Raw genomic sequence first — 15,986 nt, forward strand, 5'->3', positions numbered from 1 at the left:
GAAAACCTTTAATAAAATAAAAAAATTCTCTGGATATTTGGATTACAACATAGAAGAAGCTGTTTTGAATTTATCGTCCAAAGCACACACGAAAACGGATACATCAAGCCAAGAAAAACTTTTTGGAGAAATTCAAAACAGCTTCTTAGTCGTTTGGAGAGGGATATTCCGTAAATAGTCATCTCTTGATAATTTATGAGCCTGTTTAAAAAAGTAACAGGCTCTATATTTTAGCGAGATATTGTTGGGTAGAGCAGTATCTCGCTGTCTTTTTCAATGAGTTTCAAATTCTTGTGAAAGTTTTATGAATGTCCTGTAATTTGTCAATCCGGCTAAGTTGAAAATGCAGTAGTACTGCGTTTGCTGATGCAGTATATATCCGTAGGCGAATGCAGTATATATTCAACCGCAGTTGCAGTATATATTCAACCGCGGATGCAGTATATATTCATTTTTCAGAGGTATATATTGGCTGTTTGCGGGCATTTATTAAAAGTTTTCTTGTTTTGATGTATTCACACTTCATCCAGTGGTTTGAGCTTGGGATGTTTTAATTGCTTGAACTGGGTGGGCGAAAGTCCGGTGACGGAACGGAACTGAGAACTGAGATGGGCTGAACTGGAATAATGTAGCTTGTCTGCTATTTCGCTGATAGATAATTCATCGTACACTAAAAGCTCTTTAACACGTTCTATTTTTTGAGCAATGTAGTATTTTTCGATGGTAATGCCGTTGGTTTCGGTGAACAGCTTGCTGAGTGAGCTATAATCACGGTGGCATTGACGGCTGATGTAGTCGGACAGGTTCTGCTGTTCTGGGAGGTCATCATGGTGTACGTATTGAATGACGGCGGTGCGTACTTGTTCGATGATGCGTGTACGCTTGTCGTCAATCCATTCGAATCCGCAGTCTGTCAATTCCTTGCGAATGATGCCGGCTGTTTCCTTTGGTAGCGGCTGCGCAAGTATGACCGTACCCAGTTCGATGCTGGAAGGCTCGAAGCCGTGCTTTTGGAAAATCTGGTTCACGATGATGATGCACCGGCGGCACACCATATTTTTGATATGGATGGTAGTATGGCAGTTCATAGAAACTTATGGTGTGTTGGTGTCACTGGCTATTCTTTTGGCTTTTGCTCTGTCAGGCTTCCCTGTTTCTGTCAATGGAAGTTTGTCGGTGAGTATGATTTGCTTTGGTACCCAGTAAGCTGGTAAATATTGGAAAGCCTTGTCGAACTTTTTTTGTTCGTTGTCTGGCAGAGATGTGCCAGAGGCTTGTACAAGTAGCACGATGCGTTCGCCGAACTTGACATCGGGTACCGAGGTTACCATGAATGGTAGTGGAAGCAAAGGTTGCAGGATTGCTTCTATCTGTTCGATTTGTACTTTTACTCCTCCCGTGTTGATGGTATTGTCTTTCCTGCCGATGACACGGAATTGTCCGGATGCGTTAAATACAACAATGTCGTTGGTCGTGAGTCGTTCCGGACAGACCCAAGGAGCATCAATAACCAATGTTCCTTCGTCTGACTGGGAAAGTGTGACGTTTTCGAGTGGGGTGTACCATTCCGAAGCTCCTTTGCCGTTCAGTTTTCGTAGTGCGATATGTGAAAGGGTTTCTGTCATGCCATATGTGCTCCATATATTATTGGGAAAGGTTTGCAGGGCTTGCACGATAGTTGGGTCTATGGCTCCTCCGCCGATGATGAGTTGGTCGACAGCCTTCATCCGTTCGCATTCTTCAGGAACTTGCAATGAATTGAATACTTGCATTGGAATCAGGGCGGCAAATGTCGGGTGAATATCCAGCTGTTGGAAAGGATGTCCGCAGGGAGTGATTGGAATCAGGTCAAGACCGGCCACCAAGGCACGTACCACGACCATTTTTCCGGCAATGTATTTCAGTGGCATGCAAAGCAGGGCTGTGTCACCATGGTGGAGCCGGAGGAACGAAACCGTCAGCATTGCACTTTTCATCATGCGTCGTTTTTCCACATAGAGTTTTTTGGGGGTGCCGGTGGAGCCAGATGTGTGTACGCTGACCGTATCTTCATCGTTGAACCATTCGGTTAGAAAATCGGCCAGTGATGCCAGAAAATTGTCGCTTTCCGCAGGTTTGCGGAAAAGGATTTGCAGCCGGCTGAAGCAACCGGCTGTGGCTCGTGCATCATCGGCAGTATAGGTTTTCCCGTTGATGGTTATGGTTTGTCGGGATATTTCTGTATTGAAGTCATTCATGAATTATATATTTTTTCGTTTCCTTGCCAATTGAAGTATGCATTCCAGTCCGGCTCAGGTTGTTCGGGCAAATACCAGAGACAGTCACCTTTGATGCGAAGTGGGTAGGGAATGTTGTCTGTGAATAGCATGCCTGTGCCCAGTCCTTGCGGTATTTGAGGATGCATGGTAGCACACCATTGCGCAATACTATTCAGTCCGACATTTGATTCGAGTGCTGAAGTTACCCACGAACCGATTCCTCTTTCTTGTGCCAATCGTATCCATTCTTCCGAGCCGTTCATGCCTCCATGCAGTGACGGCTTTAGGATGATGTATTGCGGGCGGATTTGGTCAAGCAGTTCGGCCTTTTGTTCTGGAAGGTTTATACCGATTAATTCTTCATCAAGTGCTATTGGTATGGGAGTGTTCTGGCATAGCTTCGCCAGTGTGTCCCATTGTCCGGCACGGATGGGCTGTTCGATGGAATGCAAGTGGAAATGGCTGAGCTGTTCCAGTTTGGCTGGAGCTTCATCAGGCGAAAAGGCACCGTTGGCATCTACCCGCAGTTCGATTTCTTCGGGTGAGAAGTAACGGCGGATGTGAGCCAACAGTTCCAGTTCTTGTTCGAAATCAATAGCCCCGATTTTTACCTTGATGCATCGGAATCCTGCATGCATTTTTTCTTCGATACGATGATACATCTCATTGAAGTTTCCCATCCAGATGAGTCCATTGATGGGAATACCTTCTTTACCTTTAGTAAAAGGAGTGTCCCAGAACTGCAGACAGCCTGCTTGTAAGTGGCGGAATGCGGTTTCCAGTCCGAACAGCATGGACGGATAAGTGCGCAGAGCCTCGTAGTCGATGATGCCGTGCTCGGCCGTTTGCAGGCAATGGCAGGTCAGTACGTCCTCATAATCGGGTATGTCATCACAACTCAGTGCTGGCAGTGGAGCACATTCTCCGATGCCGTATTTACCGGTCTCTGAATCTTTCAATATCAGGTACCAGACGTTACGGGTGCGGTACACACCGCGTGAAGTCCCGGCAGGTTGTTTGAAATGCAAAGTGCGGGGGATGATTTTTATGGTGTACATAAGCGAGGTGTTTTAATAATTATGGCAGTTTCGGGTATTTAGACCAGTCGGGTTTGCGCTTTTCCAAGAAGGCCTTTCCTCCTTCCTGCGCTTCCTCGGTCATATAGTAAAGCATTGTCGCGTCGCCGGCCAGTTCCTGAATGCCGGATTGTCCGTCGAGTTCGGCATTCAGTCCTGCTTTTATCATCCGAATGGCAAGTGGGCTGTGCTGCATGATGGTTTCTGCCCATTCCACCACCTCGTCTTCCAGACGGTCGAATGGTACGACTTTGTTGACTAATCCCATTTCCAATGCTTCTTGAGCTGAATACTGGCGGCAGAGGAACCATATTTCGCGCGCTTTCTTTTGTCCGACCACACGTGCCAGATAAGAAGAGCCGAATCCGGCATCGAAACTACCTACGCGTGGACCGGTTTGTCCGAAGATTGCGTTTTCGGAGGCAATGCTCAAGTCGCATACTACGTGGAGCACATGTCCGCCTCCAATGGCGTATCCGTTTACCATGGCAATGACAGGTTTCGGGATGGAGCGGATTTGCTTCTGTACGTCAAGGATATTCAGACGGGGTACTCCATCGCTGCCTACATAACCTCCGTGTCCTTTCACGTGCATGTCGCCACCCGAGCAAAATGCTTTATCACCAGCTCCGGTAAGTACGACTACGCGGATGTCGGAGCATTCGCGGCAGTAGACCAATGCATTACTGATTTCGTTGGTCGTATCAGGAGTAAATGCATTGCGATATCTGGGGCGATTGATAGTGATTTTTGCGATGCCGTTGTAGAAGTCGAAAAGAATATCGTTGTATTCCTTGATGGTTTTCCATTCTCTTTGTGCCATAATTCGTATGTTTTATTGTTTCAGTTTGTGATAATATGCTTTTAATAAATCTGTATCGCGGGTCTTGTCGGTAAATACTTCCAGTAACAGTGGGTGAGGAGTGGGGTTAGGTTGTGTAAATACGTCTAATGCAGTCTGCAACTCGGTATCGTTGTGGGTGCATAAGTAATCGAATCCCCTGTCTTCTGCCCATGCTTTGCCGGATGCATGGTGTGTGCCGATGACAAAGTGGTGTGTGTGCTCGTCCAAGGAAAGCCCAGGCAGGGCGTGGAAGATTTCGCCTCCTTCGTTGTTCAGCAATAAGATGCGCACGTTGTTCCGGTAGTTCGGATTCCACAAGGCATTCATATCGTAAAAGAAACTTAGGTCGCCTATCAGGATAAAGTTCAGCTGGTTTGAAACACTAGCGTATCCGATTGCCGTTGATAAAGAACCTTCGATACCGTTTACACCCCGATTCGACTGTACTTCTACGCCTGTGGGCAAATCGAACAGTTGGGCGTAACGCACTGTCGAGCTGTTGGCTAAATGGAGTGTGCAAGGGTTAGGAAGCCTGCGGATAACCTCGCCGATGGCTTTCATTTGCGAATAGGCGAAAATGGCGTGACCGAGGTTCTGTACTTTTGCTCTCCACGTCTGCGGATAATCAGAGCCGGGAAGGTTTTGTAGCTGTACCACTTGTTGCCAGAATGCGTGCGGTTCTATTTCGATAACCGTGCTGAGCGAGCCGAACAGGTCGACTATATTTCCGTCAGCACTTATGTGCCAATGCTCCATAGGCGGATGCTGACGTAAGAATTTTTTCAGACGCTTCGAGATGATATGCCCTCCATAGGTAATCAGTAATTCGGGACACATAGTTTCTTGTGCGCTGTTATCCATTGAATAGAGCAGTTGGTCGATATGTGTGATGGCCTGTTCGGGCAGGGTGGGATTGTTGATGTTTTCGACAATCCAAGCGAAATGCTTATATAATGTGGTATATTGTTCGGGGGTAAATGTTTGTCGACGGTTCATCTGTCCTGCCACCACCATACGTCTGGTGTATTGCCGGAGACGGTCGGCAAGCTGATTGTTCCAACCCTGATAGCGGGAAATGACACGCACATCAGGCAATTGAGTAACGGGAAACTGGAAGAATGGTTCGCTGACAGGCACGTTGATATGAACCGGTCCTTTGCCGTGATGGCAGGTTTCCAGTAAAGCTTCGTTGATGAGGCGGTTGCAGAACCATTCGTCTTCATCTGTCTGAATATCGGGTAGGTTGACCGATTTCTTAACCAGCGTGCCGAATACTCCAGGTTGAGGCAAGGTTTGTCCGTCCATTTGTCCAATCCAAGCAGCTGGACGATCGGCGGAGATTACCACCAAAGGTACTTGCTGGTAATAAGCTTCAGATATTGCTGGATGCAGGTTGAGCAAAGCACTTCCGGATGTGCAGCATACGGCAACGGTCGTATTGTCGTGAAGTGCCAGGCCAATGGCAAAGAAGCCGGCACTTCGTTCGTCGGTCATTGGGTAACATACAAAATCGGGGATGTGGGCGAATGTTTGTACCAGCGGGATGTCTCGGCTTCCCGGGCAAAGTACAATTCTTCGGATGCCATGTGCACGAAGCAAGGCAGCTAGCTGTAATATATTTTTCTTATGAGTATACATGCTTTTTATTTTGTCAAATAGCTTTTTGTGCGCTTTCCTACAACTGTTTTTTTATGCAAATTATATGTGCGGTTGCAGATTTATACGTACGTTCGTATTTATTATTAAATGCATGTCCACCAACAGCCAATACATACCCCTGAAACAATGAATATATACTGCAACTGCGGTTGAATATATACTGCATCCGCCTACGGATATATACTTTATCGGCAAATGTAGTGTTACTGCGTTTGCAATTCAGTGGCTTGGCTAATTGCGGATATTCATTATTATTAATAATATTATTAATGTGCAGATGTGTTTAAAACCCGATTTGTTATGATATCCAATAGCCTGTTTTTATTCATCTTCTTCTCTTTTATTATAGTATACTTAGCATGGTATTTAATTTTTGTCGTGTTTCTTCCCATTCAGACTCTAGCGTGGATGAGGATAGGATACCTCCTCCGGCATATAGCGTACTTCTTTTACCTTCAATATTCATACAGCGCAGATTGACGTAAAGTGAAGTGTCTTCTTCCGGGTCAAGCCAACCGATAATTCCGGCATAATAACGTCGGTCGTATCCTTCGTTTTCGTTGATGAATTCGTATGTTTCGTTTTTAGGGAGTCCACATACTGCCGGTGTCGGATGTAGTTCGTACAAGATATTTCCTACTTGTGAGGCATCTTTCAGAATGAAATTGAAATCAGTTTTTAAATGCACCAGTTGACCAGCCCGTGCTGGATAAGGACCTTTTTCAGTGATTTTATTTCCAAACTGTTTTATGGTACGACGTATGTAGTCACTAACAAAAGCTTGTTCGCGTATATTCTTATCACTCCAGTCGGTCGGTATGACATCTCCTTGCATGGGCATAGTGCCAGCAAGGGAGACTGTATGCCATTGGGTACCATGTCCGCTAAGGATGATTTCCGGAGTACTTCCTAGCCAGGTACCAGTTTCAGGGGTATGGCAAAGGGAAATCATCATGCGTGGATAATTATTGCAAGCATTGATAAAAGAGGTGAGAGGCGAAAAGCCGTCAGGCAATTCCAGAAAAGTACGGCGTGACAATACCAGTTTTTGGAACTGCTTTTGCTGTAAGGGAGCAATGAATCGTTCGAATGCTTGACGATAATTTTCCCATTCTTTATCTGAAGCTTCCTGGGTGATGAAAGATGCTGTTTTAGAAAACGGCAATTCGGTCTGGGTAGGAATGAGGTCTGTTCGATCCTGCACCAAACGGGTTAATGTTTCGCTGATAGCTTCCCAATCATGTTCAACATGAGTTGGGCGAATCAAAACAATGGGATGTTGCTCTGTACGGCGGAAAGGAGCCAACAGAAAACCGCGTTGTCCGTTCAAATCAGTCAGGCTGTCAATGATTTGTGTGTTTCCGCTTTCTTGCAATACCAATATAGGCATATCAGTCCACGGTTGACGGTAGAGGGCAAAGTTTACCGTGCTTCGTGTCAGGTTGTCTATCAGTTTGTGTATGTAAATGGAAGGTTGGTTCATGGCCGTTTCTTTATGATAAGATTGACAACACGTGCGGTAGACACCAGTTTGCCCTCGGGAGTGATGATGTCCACGTTCCATACATGCTGTGTGCGTCCCCGGTGTACAATGTTCGCATGAGCTTCCACGTAACGTCCTTCTCCTACGGGAGTCATGCTTACATGGTTGGCGCTGACCTGTATGCCTACCGGCTCTTCGTCTTCAGCGCACAAGTGTATCGAACCATATCCGCTGACGATTTCAGCGAAAGCCAGTGATGCTCCTCCGTTCAGTATGTCGACAGGGGTGCAAGGACGTGCTGTATTGTCGTTTACGGGCATGGTTGCTTTTACATGTCCGTCTTTCATTTCCACCAGTTTGATGCCTAAGAATCTTCCTATGGATTCTTTTAGTTCGTATGGTTTGCCAGGTTCTATTTGCATATTCTTCCTGTATTTTTAATTAATAACCATGCAAAGGTACATTTATTTTGTGGTATTTTCTATCTTTCGATTCAAATTCTGATGTATTTTTGCATCCGATTTAATAAGATGTTGTTATGGAAATGCAAAAACTAAAAGGACACGGAGCGATGCTTTGTGCCAATACCATGTGGGGGCTGATGTCGCCACTGGCAAAACTTGTTATGTTGGGTGGACTGGTTACACCGTTGGTCGTGACAGACTTGCGCGTGTTTGGCGCGATGGTATTGTTTTGGATTGTTTCATTTTTTCGCAAACCGGAGCATGTGGGACATAAGGATTTGGCAAAGCTGTTTGTGGCTTCGTTGCTTGCCATTGTGTTCAATCAAGGATGTTTCATCTTCGGGGTAGGGCTTACTTCGCCTGCCGATGCTTCCATTATCACTACCAGCATGCCGCTGTGGGCGATGGTGCTTGCTGCTATTTTTCTGAAAGAGCCGATTACAGGGAAAAAGGTGCTGGGTATTGCTTTCGGTGCTACAGGAGCGTTGTTGCTAATCATGGGCAGTTCACATGCAGGGACGTCTTCAACTGTATCGGGCGACAAGAGCATCTGGGGTGATTTGCTGGTATTGATGGCACAGTTGAGTTATGCATTATATTTGGTGCTGTTCAAGAATTTCGTAGGCAAGTATTCGGTTTTCACGCTGATGAAATGGATGTTTACGTATGCTTTCATCTGTCTGCTTCCGTTTTCGTACAATGATTTGCTTGCCGCGGGCTGGGCTGGGCTGAGCTTGATGGAAATCGGTTCGCTTGCCTTCATCGTGGTAGGGAGTACATTCTTATGTTACATCCTGGTGGTAGTGGGACAGAAGAACCTGCGTCCTACAGTGGCAGGCATGTACAATTATGTACAGCCTGTTGTAGCATGCATCGTGGCAATTTGCTGGGGAATGGATTCTTTCAACTGGGTAAAAGGAGTTTCCATCTTATTGATATTCGGCGGTGTCTATTTGGTGACAATGAGCCGTTCGCGTGCCGAGCTGGAGGCTCATGAGGCGTCAGTGAAGGGTACGGAAGACAACCGCTGATATATCGGCTATCACTCTCTCAGTAGCTTCGAAACTTAGCTTGGAATGCTTCACGAATACGACAAGGGTATATCTTTTGCCGTTGGGAAGCAGGATGAAACCGGCATCGTTGATTCCTATCCATTCGCCTTGTTCGTTTTGGTCGGAGGTGCCGGTTTTATGTCCGATACGTGTTTCGGTGCCTTGTAAAGGGAAGGGCAGACGTGCCTTTCCTGTCTGGCAGTCAAGTAAGGTTTCGCGGATAAAGTGGGTATATGAGGTATCAATCGGCAAAGTTTCGGCAGCCAATCTGTCCATCAGCCGGGCGGTAGAGAGTGGTGTGCTCCAGTTATTATAACATAGAGCCAGATTTTTGTGCATGTCGTCTTCGGTGGCTGTAACGGCGAACTGGTCGCATCCGATAGTGCGGAGATACTTGTCTGTTTCTTCCGTACCGCCTATGTAGTCGAACAGAATGTCGCAGGCATTGTTATCGCTCAACTGGAGGGTATAAGTGAGCAATTCGCTGATTGGCAAACTGATGTTCCCTTCCGGATAACGGTCGCGCAACGGGCTGTAAGTATCGGGTCGTAAGTCTTCTTTGCGGATGAAGACAGAGGTAGAAAGGGGCAGGTGGTGCTTGTCCAGGTAATGTGCCACGGCGAGTGCCTGATGGTATTTCATTACGCTCATTAGCGGATAGCGGTCATCGTTGTTTATTGTTATGGTGTCTTTTCCATCGATAATGAGTGCTACACCCACGTGTGCATCTGTGTTTGCTGTGATTTGTTGGATTTGTTCTTGCAGTGGATGAGTGGCTTGCGAGGATAATGTGCAAAAGGTATAGAGTATAATAAAAAGGAGTAGTTTCATTATTTGTAAAGTTCGAATTTGGGTGAAAATTTTGTCAGTTGCTTTCTTTTTGCAGTATCTTCAACAGGTTCTTCCGTGAAGTACGTACTCCGGCAGGTAAAAAGTCTGGTTCCATCATTTCCAGTGTCGTACGTAATTCTGTTCGTAATTCCGGAAAATGTTTACACTGTTCATAGGTCAGTTTCATGCACAGAGATTTGATACTGATGGCTGTTTGGGGACTAAGCATCTGCGAGAAACAGAAATCAAGGAAATCAGTGCGGAGGTTTTCGGGAGGAAAGGGTTGTCGCAGCAGCAACGTCAGCAGTAGACGGCGTTTTGTATTGCTGGCAGTATGCAGTGTTTCGTTTATTAGTTCATTCTGTTTGTCATACAGCCATTCGTTATTATGTAAATCGAAGTGTGTAAATATCCATGCAGCATTTTCGGCTATCCGTTTATTGTTGTCGAACAAGAGACGGTAAAGTGTAAGTTTTGCTGCATTGCCATCTGTACCTTGGGTGGCATGGCAGATTTCCAGGATATCATTTTCATGAATTTTGCCGGAAAGCCTTTGCCGGAGGATGGTTAAGGTGTAATTCATATACTTTTTTTTATGATAACAGGTGAAAGGGCAGTACTCAGTACGACAAGTATCCATAAATTACCTGTCATCGGATTGTATGCCGATACCAATTCATGGAAAGTTTGTCCGGTACTTGTTCCGAATATAAATTCGAAAGTGATAGTCAAGACCGTCCATAGGCAAGCAATGGCATAACGTTCTTTTTGATTCAATATGCCAACGCGAGGTAATAGTAGCCATGTCAAGAGAATGATAAGTCCGCTTAACAGAACACCGCTTACGGGCAAGGCCCATTGATGCAACAAGGGATGCAGGCAATACTGCCGTACATCACCATTGAGAATGGCGGCAGGAATGAAGCAAAGCCAAACAAGCAATGATCTTAAAATTCTCATATAGAGGTCTTTATAGTTCTTTTTTCATTACATAGTTTATCATTTCCAACCGTTTGGCACGTTTCTTTTGGCTTTTTTCCACACTATAGCCTTGTTTTTCAAAAAAAGGACGTGCCGTAATGCTGACTTCTGACGTGATTTGTGTTATACCGAAACGGCATGCATAGGCTTCTATTTCTGACAGGAGCTGGGATGCTATGCCTTTTCTTTGCCAATCCTTGTGAACAAACATTGAGTGCAGATAGCCATCAGCCCGAATAGAAGCGAAGCCAATGATACGTCCTTCACTATCTAATGCTGCAAGGAAATAGAGTGTGGATAGCAGATTTTTCCAGTGGATTGTACTGTCACCGCATGATGCCCAGTCTTCTATTTCTGCAGGTGTGTAATTCTGAATGTTTACGGCCTGTATTGTAGAGCGGAACAGATTGCGCAGTTCGTCTATGTCGTTTATCGTGACTGTTCGGGTTGGGTAAGTTGTTTTCATGCATTCAACTATATAGGATAATGTTTGAGGATGTCTGGCTGATAAAGTGTATCGGTTCCTGACTGTGTAAAGATAAATAATTATCCGAAACAGGCTCGTCGTTTCCGAGGTTTCCCTGTTTGGAAAGACAAGTCTGTTTCAAGTTTAATGGTTGGGGTATCAATATTTGATTCCTGTACCTTGGTTTATTATTTGGACTGGCTTTTTTCGTCAGTTGCGTTTTGTTGCATTTCGTCTTCTCCCCAGTGGGTCTCGGCTTCACGTTTTTCACGCTCAATGACTTCTTGAGCTTTGCGCGGATAAAGAATCAGGCGGAGTGAATGGTCATAGGTCATGTAGCTCCACATCCAGTTGAGCAGGACATTGATTTTGTTTCGTACTCCTAAGATGGAACGCAGGTGGACTACCAGCCACAAGAACCAGGCTATCCAACCTTGGGTCTTCAGGGAACTGAATTCGGCTACAGCCTTGTTGCGGCCTACGGTAGCCATGCTTCCCAGGTTGCGGTAATGGAAAGGCTTCATGGCTTTTCCTTTCTGCAGGCGAATCAGGTTTTCAGCCAGCAGGCTTCCTTGTTGGATGGCTACTTGTGCAAGTTGCGGATGTCCGTAAGGATAGTCCTTGTCGCCGTTCATGATACATTGGTCGCCGATGCAGAATATGTTGTCGAAACCGTCAACTTTATTATATTGATTTACTTTGATGCGTCCTCCGCGTCCGATGGAACTGGATGGCATATTGCCGATAGCATTGGCACGTACACCACTTACCCAAATGAAAGTACGGGTAGGTATTTGTGTCCCATCTTCCAGAATAACCTTGTGGTCGCGGTAGTCCAGCACTTTTTTGTCCAGCCATACGTTGATGCCCATTTCACGCAAGAATTCTGCCGATTTTTGCGAAGATACGGGAGCCATACCCGACAGCAGGCGGCTTCCTGCCTCTATCAAATAGATTTGCAGCAGGTTTTCGTTCATGTCCGGATAGTCTTTCGGAAGCACATACCGTTTCATTTCAGCCAATGCTCCGGCTATTTCCACACCGGTAGCTCCTCCACCGACAATAACGATATTCAACAATTCTCTGCGTTCTTGTTCGGTAGCGCAAGTCACGCTTCGTTCAAAGTTGCCCAGTAGGGCATTGCGTAATCCCATTGCTTCTTGTAGAGTCTTCATCGGAATGGCCTCTTTTTCAATGTTCTGGTTCCCGAAGAAGTTGGAAGTGGTTCCAGCTGCCAGAATCAAGTAATCGTATTCTACTTTACCGATGGAAGTCTGCAGGATGTTCTTTTCAGGAAAAATCAGACGGGCTTCCGCCATACGGTAATTTACATGAGATTTTTTCCCGAATATTTTCCGGAAAGGAAACGAGATAGAACTCGGCTCAATGCCGGCAGATGCCACCTGGTAAATGAGTGGCGGAAACTGGTGATAATTGTTTTTGTCAATCAGGATTACCTGGAAATTGGATTTAGACAACTTGTCTGCTAGTTTGAGGCCTCCAAATCCTCCTCCTACAATGACAACTCTCTTTTTACCTTTTTCTCTTTCAATGTTGAAACTCATATCATTTTGTTTTTGTGTAAAGCTGGTGCAAAGTTACAACTTTATCAGGATTTAAACATATGTTTGGCGGTAAATTAGAGAAAAATTTCTGTAATTCGTATACAATCCGGTATTTGATATTTCATTACTTTTGCATTTGTAGAACAAAATATAGGTAAACTTATGGAATTGGAAGACTTTTTGGCTTATGTAAAGACCGGTAAAGCATTGGCAACGGAAGAAATCGGCCGCTTTATGGATGAAATGAGTGACGAAGCGCGTAAAGTGACCTTTCGTCTGAATGCAGCTTATCATACGCCTGACGAAGTACGGGCATTATTATCCGAGCTGTTTGGAAAACCTGTCGATCCGACTTTACGGGTATTTCCTCCTTTTTATACTGATTTCGGGAAAAATATAACTATCGGCAAACATGTGTTTATCAATGCCTGTTGCCATTTTCAGGATCATGGTGGCGTAACGTTGGGCGATGGATGTCAGATAGGGCATAATGTGGTATTTGCTACACTGAATCATGGCATTGCTCCGACAGACAGGAAAAACACTTATCCTGCCTCTATCGTGTTGGGTAAGAATGTGTGGGTAGGTTCGAATGCCACGATTTTGCAGGGGGTGACTATCGGTGACAATGCGGTCGTGGCTGCCGGTGCAGTGGTGACCAAGGATGTACCAGCCAATACTATTGTTGGTGGAGTGCCGGCGAAAGTGATTCGCAGGATAGACTGATAAATTTATGTAAAATAGGTAGTATTATCTGTAAACAGGATACAAGGATATGGATGGAACTGCCTATCTTTGTAACTGAAAAAACAACTGAAGACAATGAAATACAATTTCGATGAATTAACCGACCGCCGTCATACCGGTTCATATAAGTGGGATTCGGCTGTTGGAGAGGATGTGCTTCCAATGTGGGTGGCTGATATGGATTTCCAGACGGTTCCAGTTATTATCGAAGCATTGCAAAAGCGGGTGGCGCACGGTATTTTCGGCTATACAAAGGTGCCTGATACATATTACGAAGCCATTATCCGTTGGTTTTCCAGGCAACATGGATGGAGCATTGACCGTGAATGGATACAATATACCATCGGGGTCGTTCCAGCATTGTCTGCCATTATCAAGGCAATGACTTGTCCGGGAGATAAAGTCGTGGTACAGACACCTGTATACAATTGTTTCTTTTCTTCCATTCGCAACAATGGGTGTGAAATCGTGACAAGTCCTTTGTTGCGTGAAGGAGATACATACCGTGTTGATTATGCCGACTTGGAAGAAAAGGTTTCCGACCCGAAGGTTAAACTTTTTCTGTTATGTAATCCGCATAATCCTGCCGGGCGGGTATGGACACCCGAAGAGTTGCGCTGTATGGGAGAGATCTGCTTCCGTCACGATGTGTTTGTTGTGGCTGACGAAATACATTGCGAACTGGTCATGCCGGGATATGTCTATACGCCTTTCGCGTCATTGGGCGAGAAATTCCTGCAACATTCGGCTACCTGCATATCTCCCAGTAAGGCATTCAATCTGGCTGGTTTGCAAATTGCCAACATTGTATTGTGGAGTGAAGAGCTTCGTAAGAAAGTAGACCGTGCTATCAATATTAATGAGGTATGTGATGTAAATCCGTTCGGAGTAGCGGCGTTGATAGCTGCCTATAGTGAAGAAGGAGCTGAATGGTTGAAACAGTTGAATGCATACATTGCAGGCAATTATCAGTATATGCAGCATTTCTGTAACGAGCGTCTTCCACAGTTCCCGTTGATAAAACTGGAAGGGACGTATTTAGCATGGATGGATTGCTCAGTGCTTGCACTGAATGCAGAAGAAATAGAAACGCAGTTGTTGGACGAGGAAAAGCTGTGGCTCAATGCCGGTACGATGTACGGAGAATCGGGTGAAGGCTTTATGCGTTGGAACTTGGCTTGTCCGCGCAGCAGGGTAGAAGAAGGGTTGCGGCGTTTTAGCTGTTTTGTAGAAAAGAAGTTGAAGAAAGACTGAAAATGGATGTCCATATTCAGCTATACCATGCCTACAGAAAACGAAGATAACTTCATAAGCCATTTCAGATAACTGCAATGGCAAAGTAAGTATATATTCATTTGGCACATCATTATGGGAGGCTGATTACGGACATTCTAAACCTGAATATTTATTTAATTATTAAAATTAAAGTGTTATGGAATCTCTAGTAAAACTTTATTCGTTATCGTATTCGAATTCGAAGACGTATCTTGCGGCTTTGCTTTTCGTGGCAGGCAATATTGCTTTGCCTCAGCTTTTTCATTTGGCTCCACAAGGAGGAATGACGTGGTTGCCGATTTATTTCTTTACCTTGGTAGGGGCATATAAATATGGATGGAAGGTAGGTTTGCTTACCGCTATCGCTTCGCCATTGATTAATTCGGCATTGTTCGGTATGCCTGCTCTTGCGGTACTTCCTGCCATTTTGCTGAAATCTGTCTTGCTGGCTGTAGGTGCCGGATTCATGGCTCATCGTTTCCAGAAAGTATCGGTTCTGGCTCTATTGGCTGTAGTTTTATTCTATCAGGTGGTAGGTACGTTAGGCGAATGGGCATTCTTTGCCGATGGCTTTTATGCTGCCGTTCAGGATTTCCGTATAGGTATTCCGGGCATGTTGTTGCAAGTATTCGGAGGTTATGCTTTCATCCGTTATCTGATTCAGAAGTGATTTTTAATAATGTGCAAATATGAAAATGTGCTAATGTAATAATGAGTTAGTGTGCTAATTCATTTTCACATTGGCACATTTTCATATTATTACATTAGCACATTAATTACCCTTTCCGTTGGTAGGCAATACGTGGTGTACCATTGGATACATAAATAATGCCACAACGAACAAAACCGTGCTTTTCCAACAGATGTTGCATCACTTTATTGTCGGCATGAGTGTCGGCACGTAGTTGGGATGCACGGGCGGTACACCAGTCAAGGCAGGCGGAAAAGATACCTTTTTCGCTGCCATCGGATGCCAGACGATGGATGACATAGTAAGGTTCGTCATTCAGCCACTTCCCGTTTTCGATATGTGCATAGTTGGGGTCCGGACTGGGAACAAAACAGAAAGTACCGACAAGGACATTCTCTTCGTTTTCACAAACATAACAATTACCTTGGTTGATTTCTTCAGCAACCAGTTCACGTTGCGGATATCCGTTTATCCATTGGTTGGGATTTCCGGTACTCGTCATAAAGTGCCTGGCTGTATCAAATATTTTCATCAGGCGGTCTATATCGGTAAAGATGGCGGGGCGTATGGTCTGTATCATATTGTAAAGTGGCT

General features: G+C 45.1%; 17 protein-coding genes. 4 read left to right on the top strand and 13 right to left on the bottom strand.

The window, feature by feature from the left end; genetic code table 11:
* Nucleotides 1-515: 515 nt before the first annotated feature.
* The 7 genes from H9625_RS11575 to H9625_RS11605 form a co-directional block, all read right to left on the bottom strand.
* Nucleotides 516-1,088 carry a helix-turn-helix domain-containing protein gene (locus H9625_RS11575; RefSeq protein ID WP_022039451.1) on the bottom strand — a complete coding sequence of 191 codons (573 nt, stop codon included), beginning with the start codon at nucleotides 1,086-1,088 and terminating at the stop codon, nucleotides 516-518.
* Nucleotides 1,089-1,094: 6 nt separating this feature from the next.
* Complete coding sequence (locus H9625_RS11580; RefSeq protein WP_191764445.1) at nucleotides 1,095-2,237, bottom strand: AMP-binding protein; 1,143 nt, start codon at nucleotides 2,235-2,237, stop codon at nucleotides 1,095-1,097.
* Nucleotides 2,234-3,316: an o-succinylbenzoate synthase gene (locus H9625_RS11585; protein ID WP_087207816.1), complete on the bottom strand. Its 1,083-nt coding sequence runs from the start codon at nucleotides 3,314-3,316 to the stop codon at nucleotides 2,234-2,236. The genes H9625_RS11580 and H9625_RS11585 overlap by 4 nt, the downstream gene beginning before the upstream one ends.
* Nucleotides 3,317-3,335: 19 nt before the next feature.
* The gene (menB, locus tag H9625_RS11590; RefSeq protein ID WP_022039454.1) at nucleotides 3,336-4,157 is read right to left on the bottom strand and encodes a 1,4-dihydroxy-2-naphthoyl-CoA synthase; all 822 of its coding nucleotides are present in this window, start codon (nucleotides 4,155-4,157) and stop codon (nucleotides 3,336-3,338) included.
* 12 nt (nucleotides 4,158-4,169) lie between these two features.
* A complete protein-coding gene (gene menD / locus H9625_RS11595) occupies nucleotides 4,170-5,816 on the bottom strand; it encodes a 2-succinyl-5-enolpyruvyl-6-hydroxy-3-cyclohexene-1-carboxylic-acid synthase (RefSeq protein WP_191764447.1) in 1,647 nt (548 codons plus the stop codon).
* Between the two features lie 364 nt (nucleotides 5,817-6,180).
* The gene (locus H9625_RS11600) at nucleotides 6,181-7,320 is read right to left on the bottom strand and encodes an isochorismate synthase (RefSeq protein ID WP_191764449.1); all 1,140 of its coding nucleotides are present in this window, start codon (nucleotides 7,318-7,320) and stop codon (nucleotides 6,181-6,183) included.
* A complete protein-coding gene (locus tag H9625_RS11605) occupies nucleotides 7,317-7,742 on the bottom strand; it encodes a PaaI family thioesterase (protein WP_087207811.1) in 426 nt (141 codons plus the stop codon). Before H9625_RS11605 ends, H9625_RS11600 begins: the two co-directional genes overlap by 4 nt.
* Before the next feature lie 122 nt (nucleotides 7,743-7,864).
* Between H9625_RS11605 and H9625_RS11610 the strand changes: the two genes are divergently transcribed.
* Nucleotides 7,865-8,815: a DMT family transporter gene (locus H9625_RS11610; protein ID WP_191764467.1), complete on the top strand. Its 951-nt coding sequence runs from the start codon at nucleotides 7,865-7,867 to the stop codon at nucleotides 8,813-8,815.
* Here the strand turns inward: H9625_RS11610 and bla are convergent.
* The 5 genes from bla to H9625_RS11635 form a co-directional block, all read right to left on the bottom strand.
* Nucleotides 8,786-9,667 (bottom strand): class A beta-lactamase, encoded by an 882-nt coding sequence (gene bla / locus H9625_RS11615; protein ID WP_191764450.1) that lies wholly within the window; start codon nucleotides 9,665-9,667, stop codon nucleotides 8,786-8,788. The two genes, H9625_RS11610 and bla, sit on opposite strands and share 30 nt — an antisense overlap.
* Before the next feature lie 34 nt (nucleotides 9,668-9,701).
* A complete protein-coding gene (locus H9625_RS11620) occupies nucleotides 9,702-10,250 on the bottom strand; it encodes a hypothetical protein (RefSeq protein ID WP_087207809.1) in 549 nt (182 codons plus the stop codon).
* Nucleotides 10,247-10,627, bottom strand: coding sequence for a hypothetical protein (locus tag H9625_RS11625; RefSeq protein WP_191764452.1), 381 nt, complete (start codon nucleotides 10,625-10,627; stop codon nucleotides 10,247-10,249). The genes H9625_RS11620 and H9625_RS11625 overlap by 4 nt, the downstream gene beginning before the upstream one ends.
* Nucleotides 10,628-10,637: 10 nt before the next feature.
* Nucleotides 10,638-11,114, bottom strand: a complete 477-nt coding sequence (locus H9625_RS11630) for a GNAT family N-acetyltransferase (RefSeq protein ID WP_022039462.1) — start codon at nucleotides 11,112-11,114, stop codon at nucleotides 10,638-10,640.
* A gap of 188 nt (nucleotides 11,115-11,302) precedes the next feature.
* Nucleotides 11,303-12,679 (bottom strand): NAD(P)/FAD-dependent oxidoreductase, encoded by a 1,377-nt coding sequence (locus tag H9625_RS11635; RefSeq protein ID WP_022039463.1) that lies wholly within the window; start codon nucleotides 12,677-12,679, stop codon nucleotides 11,303-11,305.
* 162 nt (nucleotides 12,680-12,841) lie between these two features.
* Between H9625_RS11635 and H9625_RS11640 the strand changes: the two genes are divergently transcribed.
* From H9625_RS11640 to H9625_RS11650, 3 genes are all read left to right on the top strand, one after another.
* A complete protein-coding gene (locus H9625_RS11640; protein ID WP_022039464.1) occupies nucleotides 12,842-13,405 on the top strand; it encodes a DapH/DapD/GlmU-related protein in 564 nt (187 codons plus the stop codon).
* A 96-nt stretch (nucleotides 13,406-13,501) separates the two neighbouring features.
* The gene (locus H9625_RS11645; protein ID WP_191764454.1) at nucleotides 13,502-14,680 is read left to right on the top strand and encodes a MalY/PatB family protein; all 1,179 of its coding nucleotides are present in this window, start codon (nucleotides 13,502-13,504) and stop codon (nucleotides 14,678-14,680) included.
* A 178-nt stretch (nucleotides 14,681-14,858) separates the two neighbouring features.
* Nucleotides 14,859-15,371, top strand: a complete 513-nt coding sequence (locus H9625_RS11650; RefSeq protein WP_191764456.1) for an ECF transporter S component — start codon at nucleotides 14,859-14,861, stop codon at nucleotides 15,369-15,371.
* Between the two features lie 106 nt (nucleotides 15,372-15,477).
* Here the strand turns inward: H9625_RS11650 and H9625_RS11655 are convergent, their stop codons facing one another.
* The gene (locus tag H9625_RS11655) at nucleotides 15,478-15,972 is read right to left on the bottom strand and encodes a GNAT family N-acetyltransferase (protein ID WP_191764458.1); all 495 of its coding nucleotides are present in this window, start codon (nucleotides 15,970-15,972) and stop codon (nucleotides 15,478-15,480) included.
* Nucleotides 15,973-15,986: the final 14 nt, after the last annotated feature.

The sequence above is a fragment of the Phocaeicola intestinalis genome (genome assembly GCF_014837065.1).
In the GTDB taxonomy this organism is placed as follows: Bacteria; Bacteroidota; Bacteroidia; order Bacteroidales; family Bacteroidaceae; genus Phocaeicola; species Phocaeicola intestinalis.